The organism is Pseudomonas sp. URMO17WK12:I9, assembly GCF_900230165.1.
In the GTDB taxonomy this organism is placed as follows: domain Bacteria; phylum Pseudomonadota; class Gammaproteobacteria; order Pseudomonadales; family Pseudomonadaceae; genus Aquipseudomonas; species Aquipseudomonas fulva.
In genome coordinates, this window is the sequence record NZ_OCMQ01000003.1 from 431,298 (window position 1) to 446,207 (window position 14,910).

At 60.7% G+C, this 14,910-nt stretch carries 15 protein-coding genes; 8 read left to right on the top strand and 7 right to left on the bottom strand.

Annotated elements, in window-relative coordinates:
- Window positions 1-76: 76 nt before the first annotated feature.
- Both CRP40_RS09705 and CRP40_RS09710 read right to left on the bottom strand, forming a co-directional pair.
- Complete coding sequence (locus CRP40_RS09705) at window positions 77-2,437, bottom strand: DNA polymerase II (RefSeq protein WP_027914656.1); 2,361 nt, start codon at window positions 2,435-2,437, stop codon at window positions 77-79.
- A 163-nt stretch (window positions 2,438-2,600) separates the two neighbouring features.
- Window positions 2,601-3,521 (bottom strand): LysR substrate-binding domain-containing protein, encoded by a 921-nt coding sequence (locus CRP40_RS09710; RefSeq protein ID WP_027914655.1) that lies wholly within the window; start codon window positions 3,519-3,521, stop codon window positions 2,601-2,603.
- A gap of 158 nt (window positions 3,522-3,679) precedes the next feature.
- Between CRP40_RS09710 and CRP40_RS09715 the strand changes: the two genes are divergently transcribed.
- The 8 genes from CRP40_RS09715 (at window position 3,680) to CRP40_RS09750 (ending at window position 9,298) form a co-directional block, all read left to right on the top strand.
- Entirely contained in the window at window positions 3,680-4,468 is a 789-nt protein-coding gene (locus CRP40_RS09715; RefSeq protein ID WP_033695033.1) for a YqcI/YcgG family protein, read from the top strand.
- A gap of 1 nt (window position 4,469) precedes the next feature.
- Window positions 4,470-5,099 (top strand): LysE family translocator, encoded by a 630-nt coding sequence (locus CRP40_RS09720; protein ID WP_027914653.1) that lies wholly within the window; start codon window positions 4,470-4,472, stop codon window positions 5,097-5,099.
- Between the two features lie 36 nt (window positions 5,100-5,135).
- Entirely contained in the window at window positions 5,136-6,203 is a 1,068-nt protein-coding gene (locus CRP40_RS09725; RefSeq protein WP_027914652.1) for a hypothetical protein, read from the top strand.
- A gap of 151 nt (window positions 6,204-6,354) precedes the next feature.
- Window positions 6,355-7,047, top strand: a complete 693-nt coding sequence (locus CRP40_RS09730; RefSeq protein ID WP_027914651.1) for a hypothetical protein — start codon at window positions 6,355-6,357, stop codon at window positions 7,045-7,047.
- A gap of 119 nt (window positions 7,048-7,166) precedes the next feature.
- A complete protein-coding gene (locus CRP40_RS09735) occupies window positions 7,167-7,856 on the top strand; it encodes an AzlC family ABC transporter permease (protein ID WP_027914650.1) in 690 nt (229 codons plus the stop codon).
- Window positions 7,856-8,170, top strand: coding sequence for an AzlD domain-containing protein (locus CRP40_RS09740; protein ID WP_027914649.1), 315 nt, complete (start codon window positions 7,856-7,858; stop codon window positions 8,168-8,170). The genes CRP40_RS09735 and CRP40_RS09740 overlap by 1 nt, the downstream gene beginning before the upstream one ends.
- Window positions 8,167-9,000 carry an AraC family transcriptional regulator gene (locus CRP40_RS09745; RefSeq protein ID WP_027914648.1) on the top strand — a complete coding sequence of 278 codons (834 nt, stop codon included), beginning with the start codon at window positions 8,167-8,169 and terminating at the stop codon, window positions 8,998-9,000. Before CRP40_RS09740 ends, CRP40_RS09745 begins: the two co-directional genes overlap by 4 nt.
- A 70-nt stretch (window positions 9,001-9,070) precedes the next feature.
- Entirely contained in the window at window positions 9,071-9,298 is a 228-nt protein-coding gene (locus CRP40_RS09750) for a hypothetical protein (protein ID WP_027914647.1), read from the top strand.
- Between the two features lie 34 nt (window positions 9,299-9,332).
- Here CRP40_RS09750 and CRP40_RS09755 read toward each other — a convergent pair whose 3' ends face one another.
- From CRP40_RS09755 to CRP40_RS09775, 5 genes are all read right to left on the bottom strand, one after another.
- Window positions 9,333-9,818 carry a copper chaperone PCu(A)C gene (locus CRP40_RS09755; RefSeq protein ID WP_027914646.1) on the bottom strand — a complete coding sequence of 162 codons (486 nt, stop codon included), beginning with the start codon at window positions 9,816-9,818 and terminating at the stop codon, window positions 9,333-9,335.
- Window positions 9,819-10,427 carry an SCO family protein gene (locus CRP40_RS09760; protein ID WP_027914645.1) on the bottom strand — a complete coding sequence of 203 codons (609 nt, stop codon included), beginning with the start codon at window positions 10,425-10,427 and terminating at the stop codon, window positions 9,819-9,821.
- 251 nt (window positions 10,428-10,678) lie between these two features.
- Window positions 10,679-11,263: a Fe-S biogenesis protein NfuA gene (gene nfuA / locus CRP40_RS09765; protein ID WP_023536208.1), complete on the bottom strand. Its 585-nt coding sequence runs from the start codon at window positions 11,261-11,263 to the stop codon at window positions 10,679-10,681.
- Window positions 11,264-11,321: 58 nt separating this feature from the next.
- Window positions 11,322-12,356, bottom strand: coding sequence for an acyltransferase (locus CRP40_RS09770; RefSeq protein WP_027914644.1), 1,035 nt, complete (start codon window positions 12,354-12,356; stop codon window positions 11,322-11,324).
- Window positions 12,357-12,464: 108 nt separating this feature from the next.
- Window positions 12,465-14,765 carry a fatty acid cis/trans isomerase gene (locus CRP40_RS09775; protein ID WP_027914643.1) on the bottom strand — a complete coding sequence of 767 codons (2,301 nt, stop codon included), beginning with the start codon at window positions 14,763-14,765 and terminating at the stop codon, window positions 12,465-12,467.
- Between the last annotated feature and the right edge of the window lie 145 nt (window positions 14,766-14,910).

Below are 14,910 nucleotides of genomic sequence, written 5' to 3' on the forward strand. Positions count from 1 at the left end.
CTCCCGTGAAGTGATTTTGCACGGGAGGTTAGCGAGACGACATACATACCTGCGGCGACGGGGTACTACCTCACGATCAAAACAGCAGCATCTGGTCATCGATCAACGTAGAAAAGCGATCACCCACAAAGGGAAGAATCGCATCGGCGACCGGCTGCAGTTGGCGCGACAGATAATGGTCATAGTCGATGGGGGCACGACGATTCTCCAAAGGCTGGGGCCCGGCAGTGGTCATGAGGTAGCTGATCCAGCCTCCGCGCTGGTACTGGAGCGAGCGACCCAGTTCCCGGTTATAGTCATCGGCAAGCCGTGCGGCCCGCACATGCGGTGGCACGTTACGCTGATACTCCGCCAGCGGGCGGCGCAGGCGTTTGCGATATACAAGCGAAGCGTCGTGCTCTCCAGCGAGCATCTGGCCGACGTACTCGCGAACGAATTCGCGATAAGGCTCGCCGCGAAAAATGCGTCGGTAGAGCTGCTGTTGGAAGGTCCTGGCCAGCAGCGACCAATCGGTGCGTACCGATTCCAGCCCTTTGAAGACCATGTCTTCAGTGCCATCGGCACGCTGAACAAGGCCGGCATAGCGCTTTTTGCTGCCCTCCTCGGTGCCGCGTATGGTGGGCATGAGAAAACGCCGGTAATGGGTCTCGAACTGCAACTCAAGCGCACTCTCCAGGCCGAGCGTCTGGCGCAGGTGTTCGCGCCACCATTGATTCACCTCGCGCACCAGTGCATTGCCGATCTGCTCGGCCGCCGCCTCATCATGGCCGGTCTTGAGCCAGACGAATGTCGAATCCGTATCGCCATAGATCACGTCATACCCGCGGGCTTCGACCAAGGCGCGGGTCTGGCGCATGATCTGGTGCCCGCGCAAGGTGATCGATGAGGCCAGTCGCGCATCGAAAAACCGGCAGCCACTTGAGCCCAACACCCCGTAGAAGGCATTCATGATGATTTTCAGCGCCTGGGACAATGGCGCATTGCGATCCTGCTTGGCGTGTTCCCTGGCGCGCCACACACGTTCGACGATCGCTGGCAGACAGTGACGTGTGCGTGAGAAACGCGCCCCTCTGAAGCCTTCGACCGCGTTTGTGTCATCTGGCTGTTGCAGCCCCTCGGCGAGGCCGACAGGGTCAATCAGGAATGTGCGGATGATCGAGGGGTACAAGCTCTTGTAGTCCAGCACCAGTACCGAATCGTACAGCCCAGGTCGTGAATCCATGACGAAACCGCCGGGACTGGCTTCGTCGGGGCGGCTGCCCAGGTTGGGCGCGACGTAGCCTTGGCGGTGCATGTGAGGCATGTACAAGTGGCAGAAGGCGGCCACCGAGCCACCGCTGCGGTCTGCCGCCAGGCCCGTGACCGACGCGCGCTCAAGCAGAAACTCCAGCAACCTGGTGTGGGCAAAGATGCGTGTGACCAGTTCACAGTCCTTCAGGTTGTAGCGCGCCAGCGCAGGCTTGTCCTCGGCGAACATGCGATTGATTTCATCCATGCGCTGGTAGGGCGTACTGATCGCCTTGCCGTCACCCAAGAGGGTTCGCGCGACATTTTCAAGACTGAACGATGGAAAACTCCACGTTGCCGAGCGCAGCGCTTCGACGCCGTCGATCACCAATCTGCCGGGCACATCAATGAAGACATGGCCACCACTACCTGACGCGCGCAGGGTCATGGCCGCTCCCCCCCTGCCCAGGTGCATGGGTACTTGCAGCTGCTTGCCGTGTTCATGCAGCAGGCGCAGGTCGAACTGCACCACGTTCCAGCCGATGATCGCGTCCGGGTCGTGGCGCGCTATCCAGTGGTTCAGGCAGTGCAGCAACGCACTGCGATCGGCGCAGTAGTGCAGGTCGAAGTCAACTTCGCGAGGGTCACCGTTGGGTGGGCCGAGCATGTACACCTGGCGCTGCCCACAGCCTTCCAGGGCGATGCTGTACAACTCGCCCCGCTCGGTGGTTTCGATGTCCAGCGACACCAGGCGCAGCGATGGACGGTAGCTGCCGTGCGGCTTGAGCTGGGCATCGCAGAGCACGCCCTGCTCATCCAGGCGTCCAGCGAACTGCACGGGGGCCGTAATGAAACGCTCCATGAGGTAGCGCTCCGGTGGCCTGACATCGGCCTCGTAGACGTCGATACCTGCGGCGCGCAGCCGTTGTTCTACCTGAAGCAATTGCCGGTATTGACGGCAGTACAGGCCCATTACTGGGCGTTGATCGAATGTCTTCAATCCAAGCGGGCGCAGTTCTGCATCCGGCTCGTCGGCCAGCAACCGTTGCGCGTGCGCTTGTTGCGCCTGAGGGACGAACGCCACATTGATCTGGGGCGCCAGTCGCACTTGCCGGGGGCCCTGATCGGTAGCCAGCCACAGCTCCACGCACGTACCTGCCTGCGTGTCGTACCAGTGCCGGGTCAGGACGAAGCCCTGCTGCAAATCCACCGCCGCGCCCTCTGCGTTGTTGATGATGACGAATGTAACGGGTCGCTCCAGGCGCACCTGGCCTTGCCTGCGAGACGACATGATTGCGCCGGCAACCAAGCCCCAGCGTCTAACCTCCACCGTCGGTGGACGGGTCGCGCTTACCCTGTGCGGTGTAGTGAATTCAGCTGTACAGGTAGTTGATGTCCTTGAGCACCAGTGGAGGCACTTGACCGAGAAGAAAATCTCGCAACTTTTGCATCTGACGGGCCTTGGGGCTGTTTTTCAGCCAAGTCATGTAGTAGCCATCCCCAGTTGCCACGGCTTGCTTGAAAGGTGTCACCAGGCGCCCGGCTGCCAGATCGGCACTGGCCAACACCAGATCGACCACGGAGATGCCCAGGCCCTGCTGAGCGGCGGAGATACCTTGATCGAGCGTGTCGAACACCTGGCCTTGGTCGATGCTGACATCAAGGGCCTCCATCCGCGCCAGCCAGCGCCGCCAGTCGCGCCGATCCGGCGAGGGATGCAGCAGTTCGCAACGGTTCAGGTCCGACAGCACAGGCTGCGCCTGCTCCATGTAGTCAGGGTGGCACACCGGTATGAGCCACTCGTCGAACAGCCGGCAACTCTCCACATCGGCAGCGAACCGACCGTTGGCCAGCAAGATGGCGCAGTCGTAGGGTTCGGAATAGAAATCGACGCTGTCGATGTCCATCCACACGCTCGACAACTGCACCGAACAGGTGTCTTCGTGTTTCTTGAAGCCATCCAGTGCCCTTAGCAACCAACGCACGGTGAGCGTTGAAGGCGCCTTCAGACGCAGGCCGTAGCGGTCCTGGCGCAGAAGCGAGCAAGCGTTCTCAATGATCTTGAAGCCGACCTTGAGCTCTTGAGAGAGCAAGCGCCCATGCTCGGTCAGGCTCAGTTTGGGCCCGCGCCGCTCGAACAAATCGCAGCCGAACATGCCCTCCAGGGTCTTGATATGGTGACTGACTGCGCCTTGGGTCAGTGCGAGCTCTTCCGCCGCCTTGGTGAATGAACCATAGCGGGACGCAACCTCGAACGCACGCAGTGCATGCAAGGCCTGAATCCTTTCCGACATTGACGCCTCCTGAGTATTAGCAAGACTAATAGTAGCTCATAATTTCACGCGTTTTACAACCTGCCGACAGTGCTAGAAAATGCAGTGAAAAAACATACATAACCTAAATCCTGCCTGAATCTGCATGGATCGTTCATCATTTGAAGCTCGGGGAAACCATGTTTACGGGATATGGACATTGCTACCGCCTGGATGCGTTTGAGCAGGCCCTCGAACATGAGTGCATCGAAACACACTGGACAATCGCTACCCTGCAACACTTTCGCCAGACCCTTGCCAATCCGGAATTCCCCTGCCTGTTCGGGCGCAAGGCAGTCAATGCGCAGACGTGCTATGTCCTTTTCGCCCGCGCCGAACAGCTGGCGGATGACATCGCTCAAGGGCTGGCCAGCTATGTCCGGTTGATGGATCCGGTTGCGCCCAAGCTACGTATCGGCCACCCGTTGGTGATATTTCTCGAAACGGTGACCGACATGCCGCTTGCCCAACAGCAGGCGCTTGCCTGGAAGGTGCTGCAAGGCGTTCATGCTCGGGATCCGAACCCCTGGCCCCAGACAGTGCCAGCCGACCCCGCCGACAGCGGCTGGTCGTTCTGCTTTGCCGGCATGGCGCTGTTCATCAACATGAATTTCCCGGGCCACGAGCAGATGAAAAGCCGCAACCTGGGCAAGCACATCACATTCGTCATCAACCCCCGAGAGAACTTCGACGAAGTGGCCAATGTCGCCACCCAGAGCGGCCAGCGCATCCGCGAGCGCATTCGTCAACGGGTCGGCCACTACAACGACGGGTTAGTACCTGAAAGCCTCGGTTTCTTCGGTGAAGCGGATAATTTCGAGTGGATGCAGTACCAGTTGCAGGAAACCGGTTCGTTGAACCCGGCGCGCTGCCCTTTCCATGCCAGGACCGCCGTGTCTGCCACCCCCGACAACATCATCGAGAAATGACGTGAATACCGCCCTGACTGCCACCTACGCCCTTACCGTCCTGCTGCTGATCGCCACTCCAGGTCCGGTCGTGGCATTGATCGTCAACACCGCAGCCGCTTCGGGCTCACGCAAGGCCATTTTCACGGCCCTGGGCACCAACTGGGCCTCACTGGTACTGATCGGAGCAGCGGCCTGGATCATTCTTACCAGCGCAGCCATTGACAGGGCATGGCTTGGCGCCATGAGCCTGCTGGGTTGCCTGTTCATCGGCTACATCGCCGCGGGCACGCTCAGGGAAGCGCTCAAGGCGCCGCATCCCAACCACGAGCCCGATATGGCCAAGCCCGCGGGCCGCGGGGGTCTTTGGCAAGGCTTCATGGTGGGCATCTCCAACCCTAAGGACATCATTTTCTTCATCGCCTTCTTCCCGCAGTTCATCCAGATTACCGAGTCGTTCGGCAAGAGCATGGTCGTGCTTTCTCTGCTATGGATCGTTATCGACTTCGCCGTGCTGAGTCTTTACATCTTTGCCATCGGCAAGATTGCCTCAGCACGCAGCCATCGATTCATCAGCCTTGCGTCTGGCGTGGCATTGCTGTTGATCGCCATCGGCGGGCTTTTGTACAACCTCAGGGAGCTAACCGCCTAGCACCTTGCCTGACGCGGTGCCTTGCCAGGAGACCAGATGTCCACAGCCAGTCGCCAAGGGCTTTCGCCTTTGCAGCTTGAGTACCAACAGCTGCTTGCCAAGGCCACCCAGTGCGCCACTCAACGCGTTCGGGTGCACGAAACCGGGTTCAGCTCGGCCGTCGTCAACACCGACGCCCTGGGCCTGCGCTACAGCTACTGCAACGGCCGGCGGTTTTCGGTGGCTGAACGCAACGGCACTACGCGTCTCAACCTGCTGGTCGGGGGGTCGGTGGCCATGGGCATCGGCGCCAGTTCGGATGAACACACGGTCGCCTCGCAGCTCTCGGTGCTGACCGGAGAAATCTGGTTGAGCCTGGCCGGGTGCGGGCTGGATGCGAGCCAGGAGCTGCTGCTGTTCCTTACCCACGAGCACCGCCTGGCGCCGCTGGGACATGTGGTCATACTCAGCGGGCTCAACAGCTTGGCGCACGAAGCGCTTTGGGACATCACTGCCTGCTCACCTGAACCTCAACAGAGCAATGACTGGCAAACGTCCGTGGCCGGCTCAGAGGAAGTCCAGGCAGCATCACAGCCTGGCCTGACCCTCTGGCAGCGGTTGACCAAGGTGCTGGCACCGCCGGCCGCCGCGCCTCGACCTCATCAGTCTATCGAAGCACTGTCCCCGGCAGAAAAACGCATGACCCAGGCAGCCGACCATATCGCTCGCGCAGTGCAGCAATGGGATCGGCTATTAGGCAGCGCCCATACCACCCTCACTTTCATCCTTCAGCCCCTGGTGCACTGGTGTCGCGAGAGTCTGCCAGCGGGTGAGCAGGCCATGCTGAGCGCGCTCCAGCAAACGCCGGGAAGCACCGACCGCTTGCTCGAAGGCGTTTTCGATCGCAGGGTACACGCGGCATTCTTTCGCCGCATTCGTGAACAGGCCGCGCCGGTGCCCTGCTACGACATGAACTGCATGCTCGACAGCTCCCCAGCCTTCGGTTCGGACCTGTTCATTGATCGCCTGCACCTCAACGATTTGGGACAGACTGCGTTGGCTAAAGTGATAACGGCCAAGCTCGGACTTGCCCAGGAAAAACCGCAGCGCGCAAGCACACTGTAAGCGTGTCTGACTGACAATCGTCGGGTGGTCTTTCGGACCGGCCTGTTGCATGGCTAGAATAGCCTGTCGTTCCGATTGCCTGAGGCGTACGCTTGACTGTCATGAATAGAGAAGCCGTCCATCCTTGCCTGGCAACTTGCGAGGCAAGCCTGTGAGTCGCTTGCCACAAATGGCACTGGTACTGGCCGCCCTGGCACCTGCGGCGGGGCATGCACTGGAAGTGTCCATCGACCCCCATGCCGATCTGCTCTACCGCCAGGCATTGCCCCTTCTGGAACAGGCCGATACCCAGGAGGATGAAAGCGTCTTGCGAACGGCCCTGGGTAGCGACCCAGAGCTGCGTCGTCAGGGGCAGGCCATGGCACACACCTTGCCGACTGCGGTGGCACTGCTCAAGAAGTCGGTCGCACTCGGTCACCCAGTCGCGCAGTACCGTCTGGCGCTCTATTACATGACTTACTTGCCCGCCGCGCAAATACCCGACGCTGCCTGCCCTTTGCTCCAGGCAAGCCTCGACCAGGGGTTTGCGCCGGCGGCGCCTGCCATCGCCACCTGGTGCCCACCTTACAACGCCAGTGCCCAGTACCGCGCCGCTTTGGAGGCCGTACCCAGCATGGCAACCCTCTATGCGCCTTACTACCCCCAGCCTGCCACCCGCATGGCCTGCAGCCGCAGTCAACCCCAGGGCCTTGAGATGCTGTGGGGACGTCAGCGCGATTACCAGGCTGAGGTCTACCGCCTGCTGGGTGATCTCGATCCGCAACACCGCCACTCATTGCTGCAAAAAGCCGTAGAGACCAACGGCTGTGTCACGGCGCAGCAGCATTTGACCAGCCGGCCCTGACCCACCCGCCGCGGGTCTGGGCGCGGCGCACCAAGCGGGTGACAAGAGAGCAAGAACGTTCAAGCCATCGCCTGTGATGGCTTGGCATGCTGGCCTGCCTTGTCCAGATGCCCATACCTATGCCGTCCATCGCACGCCACGCCTTCCTGCAGGGCGCCATCGCCATCCTGCCGTTGTCGCTTGCTGTCGCACCCTGGGGCCTGCTGGCCGGGTCCATGGCCATCGCAGCCAACCTCAGCGCCTGGGAAGGCCAAGGGCTCTCGGCGATCGTCTTTGCCGGCGCCGCGCAACTGGTGGCCATCGGCATGCTCAAAAGCGGTGCCAGCCTGGCCTCCATACTCCTGACGACCTTGTTACTCACTTCACAGCACCTGCTTTACGGGTTGTCGATGCGCCCAGCGCTCTCCCCTTTGCCATTGCGCTGGCGCCTGGGCCTTGGATTTCTGCTGACCGATGAGTTCTTTGCCCTGACCAGTCGGCACGACCACCAGCATTTCAATCGCTGGTATGCCTTGGGCATAGGCTTCACATTCTACGTTGCATGGAATCTGTTCACCTGGGCCGGAATCGTGCTGGGGAAAAGCATTCCACACCTTGATCAGCTAGGCCTGGACTTCTCAATCGTCGCCACGTTCGTCGCCCTGATCACGCCCCTGGTACGTAATCTGCCTACCCTGGCTTGTGTCGCCGTTTCACTGGGCGCCTCAGTACTGTTCAGCCACTGGCATTGGGAAACGGCCTTGGTCAGCGCTGGCCTGCTTGGGATGGGCACCGGTTTCGCGTGCCAGAAGCTTGGGAGGGTTGTGTGATGACCTGGCTGCTTATCATCGGCATGGGCGTAGTGGTCTTCCTCAATCGCTATGCTTTTCTCGAACCGCGCTTACCGTTGCGACTGAGCGTCAATGCGCGTCAATTTTTGGGTTTTGCGGTGCCGGGCATGCTCACGGCCATCTGCGGGCCTATCATCTTCATGCCGGGGCATACGCTCAACCTGCAACCGCTGAACCCTTACCTGTTGGGGGCGGTGGTGGCCGCCGCACTGGTGTGGTTGACCCGCAACGTTATGCTGAGCATGCTGTTGAGCATGTTGATTTTCTTCGTCCTGCGAAGTGTCCTCTCATGAACGCCACGACCTGTGAGCAAACGCACCTATGGCAGGCACCGGCGCTGGGCGATGTGGAAATGCTGCACGCCCGGTATGTGCAACAGCGGTTCGCACCCCATGTGCATGAAGGCTATGTGTTCACGGTCATCGAGTCCGGTGCCCAGCGCTTCTGGCACCGAGGCAGCGAGCACCTTGCCCCCGTTGGCAGCATGGTCCTGATCAACCCGGACGAACTGCACACCGGTGCCAAGGCCCACGAAGCCGGGTGGCGCTATCGCGGGTTCTACCCTGAACATGAGCGCGTAACCGGCGTGCTCGATGAACTGGAACTGGGCCATGCGGGGATGCCGCGCTTTCGCGATAGCGTGATCCACGACCCTGGCCTTGCCAGCGCCTTCAGCCAACTGCATCAACTGTCCGAGAGCAGCGCCAGCGCACTGCATCAACAAACCGTATGGCGCCAGGCGGTATTGGCGCTGGTTCAACGCCACGGTCGCCTGGCCGAACTGTCTGCCCCAGGTCAAGAGCCTCGCGCTGTTGTACGTGCCCGGGAGTTGCTGGAAGCCCACTTGGCCGACCCGCCGTCGCTGGAGTTGCTGGCGGCTGCCGTCAACCTGTCGCCGTTTCACTTCGCACGGGTGTTTCGCCAGGCCACGGGCATGCCCCCTCACGCCTGGCTCAAACAGCGACGTCTTGTAAGGGCCAGGGAACTGCTCAAGCAGGGGCAGCCGCCTGCGGCAGTGGCGTTCAGCCTGGGTTTTGCCGATCAGAGCCACTTGAACAGGCAGTTCAAGCAAGCCTATGGCATCACCCCGGGGGCCTATCGGTTAGCCTGTTTCGCCGCTTGAGTGCGTCAACGCGGCGTAGTCGGTTGGCCGTGGCGCTGCTACACTTAAAAGGCTGGAAGGAGGAGCCGTCATGTCTGAAAGAGAGATCACCACCCTTCTGTCACTGATGAATCAGCGGCAAGCGTGCCTAAGCACCGCCTGCAAGGAGATCGCAGACTGGATCGACCGACAGGGCGACCTGCCGGCGGCCGGTAAGATAAGGGCGAGCCTGAAGGCCCTGGAAGCTGACGAAGCACGTGTGCGCCGAGCACTGACGTCATTGACGCTGGACAGGCCACTGCCGAAATTTCGCAGTTGACCTTGCTGGGGCCGCAAAGCAGCCCCATTGAGTGTTACGGGTGGTCCATGTGCATATGATCATGCTCACCTGGCGCCTGGGCAGTGAGCGCACGTACCTGAGCTTGCACGGCGACTGACTCGGTAGTGCCATCAGCGGCTTGCACCGTCAGGGTCAGCGGGACCTGCTGGCCTTCCTTTACCTGATCGTTCAAGCCCATCAACATTACGTGCAAGCCATTGGGGTCCAGGGTGACGGGCTTGCCGGCCGGCAGCGGAACCGCCTTGACCTCACGCATGCCCATGACGTCCCCGTTCATGGTCATTTCATGTACTTGGACGGTCTTGGCCACAGGCGAGGCGACACTGACCAGCTTGCTGTCGCCACTGGCGGTAATGGTCATGAATGCGCCGGTCGACTGCTGGTGAGGCACGCTGGCGCGCACCCACGCTTCGCTGACGGTGGTCTGGGCCAGTACCGGCCCAGTGATGCCCAGCAGGACCAAGGCCGCCAGGCCGCGCTTAACGGATTGCAATGACATTCAGCAGATCTCCATCAGGGTAACCAGGTCTTCGGCACATTCCTTGGCTGTCAGGGAATGCCCGAGGCTCAGCCGCAGGGTGCCACGGGTGTCGTAGACGTAGCTGGTGGACGAATGGGAAATGGTATAGGTGTCGCCGGCCGGGACCTTTTCGTAGAACACCTTGAACTCCCTGGCCACGGCGTCGATTTCTTCAGGCGTGCCGGTAAGCGCGGTGAAGGTCGGGTCGAACGCCTTGACGTAGGCATCGAGCACTTCCGGCGTATCGCGCTCTGGATCGAGCGTGATGAATACCACCTGGAACAGATCACGGTCACGGCCGCGCAGCAGTTTGCGAATTTGAGCAGCTCGCGCCAGGGTGGTCGGACAGATGGCCGGGCACTGGGTGAAGCCGAAGAAGACCATCGGCATGCTGCCATAGAAGCTTGACAGGGTACGGACGTTGCCTTGTGGATCCCGCAGCGAGAACTTTCGCCCAAGGATTTCATTGCTCATGTTCTTGCCGTACTTGAACTCAAGCCCACGCGCCGGACTGCAACCTGCCAGCAGGCCAAGTCCAAGAACGCCCATGCCGGCGACGACTGAACGCCGGGTCAGAAGATCATTCATGAAACCATCCTTTACAGGGAAGGTGCCGACCCTCGGGACGGGCCGGCCAGAAAACCGGCGCATTCTGGCATGCCCCCCATGTCCCTTCTACCCACCGGCGGCGATTACCTCTCCAGGCCGCTGAATACAGGCAGCGGCCAATTGTCGCAGAGGTTGCAAACGTAACAGTTTGTTGCTAGCGCAAAGCGGCACGTCGGCTTACAGGGCCCACGCCAAGTCCGATTCCGGCTCGGCGCAACCCGGAAGCCCTACTAGTAGTAGGCGTTTTCTTTCTGGCTATGGTCAGTCACGTCACGCACGCCCTTGAGCTCGGGGATACGCTCCAGAAGCGTGCGCTCGATGCCTTCCTTGAGGGTAACGTCTGCCTGACCGCAACCCTGGCAGCCACCGCCAAATTGCAGTACTGCAATGCCCTCGTCGACCACATCCACCAGGCTGACCTGACCGCCATGGCTAGCTAGGCCAGGGTTGATTTCGGTCTGCAGATAGTAGTTGATGCGTTCGTTGATCGGGCTGTCTTCATTGACCATGGGCACCTTGGCGTTAGGCGCCTTGATGGTCAACTGGCCACCCATCCGGTCGGTGGCGTAGTCCACCAGCGCGTCTTCCAGGAACGGCACGCTGACCGCATCGAGGTAGGCGGTGAAGCTCTTGAGGCCCACAGCAGTGTCATCAGGCTTCTCTTCGCCCGGCTTGCAGTAGGCGATGCACGTCTCGGCGTACTGGGTACCCGGCTGGGTGATGAAGATACGAATGCCGATACCGGGCGTGTTCTGCTTGGACAGCAGATCGGCCAGGTAGTCATGGGCGGCGTCGGTAATGGTTATAGCGCTCATGTAGGTTCCTCACAGACTTGCGCGTCAGTGTACGCCAACGCAGCCCTCTAACAAAGTCCTAGTATTTGACTCGGGAAAGCACATACGGCTGCGCCTGCGCGCTCGGTGCCTGCATCCAGGCCTGCATGCAGCGGTACAGCCCGCGCTCGATCCACTGGTAACTGAGCCACGACAGGGTGGCGATGCAAGGCACGCAGAGGGCGAATGTCAGGTACGGGTCCAGCCCCAGTTGCTGACTGGCAAACCAGCCCAGGTGCAGGACCAGCACATGGATCAGGTACACCGAATACGAGCAGTCGCCCAGCGCCTTGAGGATGCGATTACCCTTGAACAGTGGCTCCATGGCGATAAAGGCGAGGACAACCATTGCACTGGGCAGGCCCCAATGCAGCAGCCTTTGGGACGCGTCGAGCTGATAGATGGCCAACGCGGCTACGGCCAGGAGCCCCATCGGGACCCAAATACCCTGACGGACCAGGCCACGGCGGTAAAGCACACCTATACCAATGCCCAGCAGAAACTCATAGACGATGTCGTTGTTGTAGAAGTGACTGACCACGCCCAGGCGCCCCAGGATTTCACTCACCCCTACCAACAGGCCGGCGACCACCAGTAAATGCAGGCGCCGGCTTACGAGAAACGCCATCCCGAACAGCAGGTAGAACATCATCTCGAAGTTCAGGGTCCAGCCAACGTTCAAGGTAGGGTACATACCGTAACCACCTGGGTTTTCTGCTGGTATGAAAAAGAGTGAACGCAGCAGGTGTTGCCAGGTGAATACCTGATGCGGCATCCATTGACTGAAGGCGAGCAGCATCAAGGCCATCAACGCCGAGTAGAACCAGTAGGCTGGCACGATACGCAGCACGCGGTTGAGCACAAACTGATGCGGGACAACCTGCTTGTCGCAGGTCGAAAGGTAGATGACCAACCCACTGATGACGAAAAAGATATCCACGCCCACCGCACCCCGGTCAGTGAACAATTGGCCGACGGGGCCGGAGGCGTGAAAGTCGAAGAAAACCTGCATGAAGTGGTGGCAGACGACCACCCAGGCGGCGAAAGCACGAAGTGCCTGAAGCGAATACAGCATGAAGTACCCTGCGTTTGCCGGTGCATTCAGGCACCGGCTGCAGCGCAGCTGCCGGTGCCACTCATGGGTTGGGACCGCAGGAGGGCGCGAAAGGTCAGCGCGCCCCGATCAGAGGTTTTCGTAGCGATTCATGTCCAGCACGCCCGTTTCTACGGGGTCGGTTTCCAGAATGAACGCGCTCAGGTCATGGAAGTAACGCCAGAATTGCGGATGGGTACGGCGTATGCCCCACCGCTCTACGATGCGCTCGAAGCGAGCGGTATCATCCTTGGCCTGACTCATCAGATCGACGAAAACCGGTACTTCGGCGGCTGGCACGTTGAACATGAAGTTGGGGTAGCTGGTCATGACCCCGGGCTGCAAGGTCAGGGTATCGAGGCCTGGCTGGTAACGATAAGCCTCGCCCAGCAGGAATGCCACGTTGCTGTGCGCCCGGTTGCGCATCAAGGTGTAGACCTGCCGCTGCCCACCCTGCCCTTCGATGCGCAGCAGTGTCGCCTCAGGCAACTGATTGATCACTTTCAACCCGGCTGCAGGACGCGAGACCAGCCGGCTGAGCGACTGCTCTGCGTTGCGAAACTCTTCACTCATCTGCGGGCGCGAGCAATACGCCCCCTGGCAGCGGTTGATCGGATCGGGTGAGGCATTGATGCTGGCGGTACGCGCGATCAACTGCATACCGAAATCGCGCTTGGGATCGCGTGGGCTCAAGGCAAGGCCGCTCGGCGTATCGGCGTCGATGTTTTCATAGTCGAGCCACATCTTTATCTTGCCGCTGTCCTGATACCAGTCGCTCAGGATGTCTTGGCGCGCCTCAGCCGGCATCAGGCGCAGGAAATTGACCTCGGCGCCGTTGCGGATCAGGTCGAAGTACAGGCGCGTCTGCAACTGGTGCGACAGGTTGCCGAAGACGTCGAAGTTGACCGCCAGCTGGTAGTAGGTGCGCTCCAGCAAGGGGTAGTCGAACAACCACATCGTCAGGGGTACGTCCCCTACCAGGCCCTTGGTCACTGTCGCGCTGTCGAAGTGACGGAAGATGCTCAGCAACGCGTTGTCGTTGCCCGTCCACAATGTCGACCAGCCCGGGGCCGGCATATCGGCGTAGGCCTCACGGCGCAGTTTCTCGTACTCGTTGCGCTTGTCGCGATAGGCGCGCCACAACGCAAGCACACTGCCCACGTCATCGTTCTGACCTGGCATGGCGAGCAAGGGCGTGGCCTTGCCACGGTAACGGGCATCGGTGACGTAGCGATCGAAAGCCGGCTCCTGGAACAGCGCCCAGAAGTTGTCGCGGATCACGTCCGTGGCAATCTGCCCACGGCAGACCGGTCCGCGTATGAAGGTGCGCACGAAGTACTCGGCGTTGTCGAGCATGAACTGGTAGCGCGCCACCGCCGGGATCGCCTCGAACGTTTCGAAGGGATTGGCGCGGTGCCGAGGGCCGTAGCCTGGCAGCGTGGTCACCTGCCAATCGCCGGCGTAGAAGAGCTGCTTGACCCGCTTGAGTTTTTGCGGCCCGAGGGGGTAAGTGATGTGAGTCTTGTGCACGATCACACCCTGCACGGGAATCAGGCGATAGAAGAACGCTGTGCCGGGCGGATCATTGGGCCTGCGCGTGGCAATGATGTCGGCAGGCTGCCCGCTGGGCGTGCGCGAGCGTACCCATTGGAAAAAGTGCCCCTGCTCACCCCCGGTAAAATGAATGTGGGCCAGGAACAGGTGCTCGTACAGCCAGCGCCCCACCAGTGCTTCTGAAGCCCCTGGACGATTGAGCAGCGCTTCCCATTCGGCGATCTGACGGGCTTCGCTGGCACTGGGCTTGATCGCCTGGTACTCGACGGGCGCACCCGCCGCCAGCCAGCCACGCAGTGTCGCGTATTCCTGGTCGGTCAGGCCGGTCACGGCCAGCGGCATGCCCTCCTTGGGATGCACACCGGCATAAGCATCGAACTCATGGGGCAACGGGCACATGTTGTTGCGGTTCAGGCCAAGTGCAATCTCATCCGGTACCTTGGCATTTGGGGTGAGCGGCGTCTTGTGCCCCAGTTCGAGCATGCGTGCCATCAGCGCGGCCTGGCCGCTTTGATTGTCGAGCACCGAATAGAAGCCTTTCTTGCGCCACTCGGCCTCGCTATGGGCGTCATAGAACAATCGCGTGGGCGCTACGGCCTTGCTGCGCTCGCCCTGATAGACGGGCACCTTGCTGGCACCGCGCACGGCACCTTCGGCGCCCTCGAGCTTGAGCTGGCAGGCGGCGTCGTTGCAGGCGTGGCAGGCGACGCACTTCTCGGTGAAGATCGGCTGGACATCGCGGGTATAGGAAATGGTTGGAGCTGGTTGAAGACCTTGCCCGAGCACCGCGCCACTGATCAACAGGGCAGTGAGGCCGGCAAGCATACGATGCACCATGTGCGGGATGTCCTGATTATGTGCAGCCAAGGCAATGAAAAATTGGCAATGCTTGTATTAATAGCTGGGATGAAGGGTTGGCAACATGAACATATTTCATGAAAACCGGGCACACCCCTAAAAACCGTGCAGCTTTGTTATGATT

Bases quoted from the DNA above. Each gene is read 5' to 3' on its own strand.
- CRP40_RS09740 (WP_027914649.1), top strand. From the start codon at position 7,856: ATGACCTGGCTGCTTATCATCGGCATGGGCGTAGTGGTCTTCCTCAAT.
- CRP40_RS09775 (WP_027914643.1), bottom strand. From the start codon at position 14,765: ATGGTGCATCGTATGCTTGCCGGCCTCACTGCCCTGTTGATCAGTGGC.
- CRP40_RS09745 (WP_027914648.1), top strand. From the start codon at position 8,167: ATGAACGCCACGACCTGTGAGCAAACGCACCTATGGCAGGCACCGGCG.
- CRP40_RS09735 (WP_027914650.1), top strand. From the start codon at position 7,167: ATGCCGTCCATCGCACGCCACGCCTTCCTGCAGGGCGCCATCGCCATC.
- CRP40_RS09755 (WP_027914646.1), bottom strand. From the start codon at position 9,818: ATGTCATTGCAATCCGTTAAGCGCGGCCTGGCGGCCTTGGTCCTGCTG.
- CRP40_RS09715 (WP_033695033.1), top strand. From the start codon at position 3,680: ATGTTTACGGGATATGGACATTGCTACCGCCTGGATGCGTTTGAGCAG.
- CRP40_RS09725 (WP_027914652.1), top strand. From the start codon at position 5,136: ATGTCCACAGCCAGTCGCCAAGGGCTTTCGCCTTTGCAGCTTGAGTAC.
- CRP40_RS09710 (WP_027914655.1), bottom strand. From the start codon at position 3,521: ATGTCGGAAAGGATTCAGGCCTTGCATGCACTGCGTGCGTTCGAGGTT.
- CRP40_RS09760 (WP_027914645.1), bottom strand. From the start codon at position 10,427: ATGAATGATCTTCTGACCCGGCGTTCAGTCGTCGCCGGCATGGGCGTT.
- nfuA (WP_023536208.1), bottom strand. From the start codon at position 11,263: ATGAGCGCTATAACCATTACCGACGCCGCCCATGACTACCTGGCCGAT.
- CRP40_RS09770 (WP_027914644.1), bottom strand. From the start codon at position 12,356: ATGCTGTATTCGCTTCAGGCACTTCGTGCTTTCGCCGCCTGGGTGGTC.
- CRP40_RS09750 (WP_027914647.1), top strand. From the start codon at position 9,071: ATGTCTGAAAGAGAGATCACCACCCTTCTGTCACTGATGAATCAGCGG.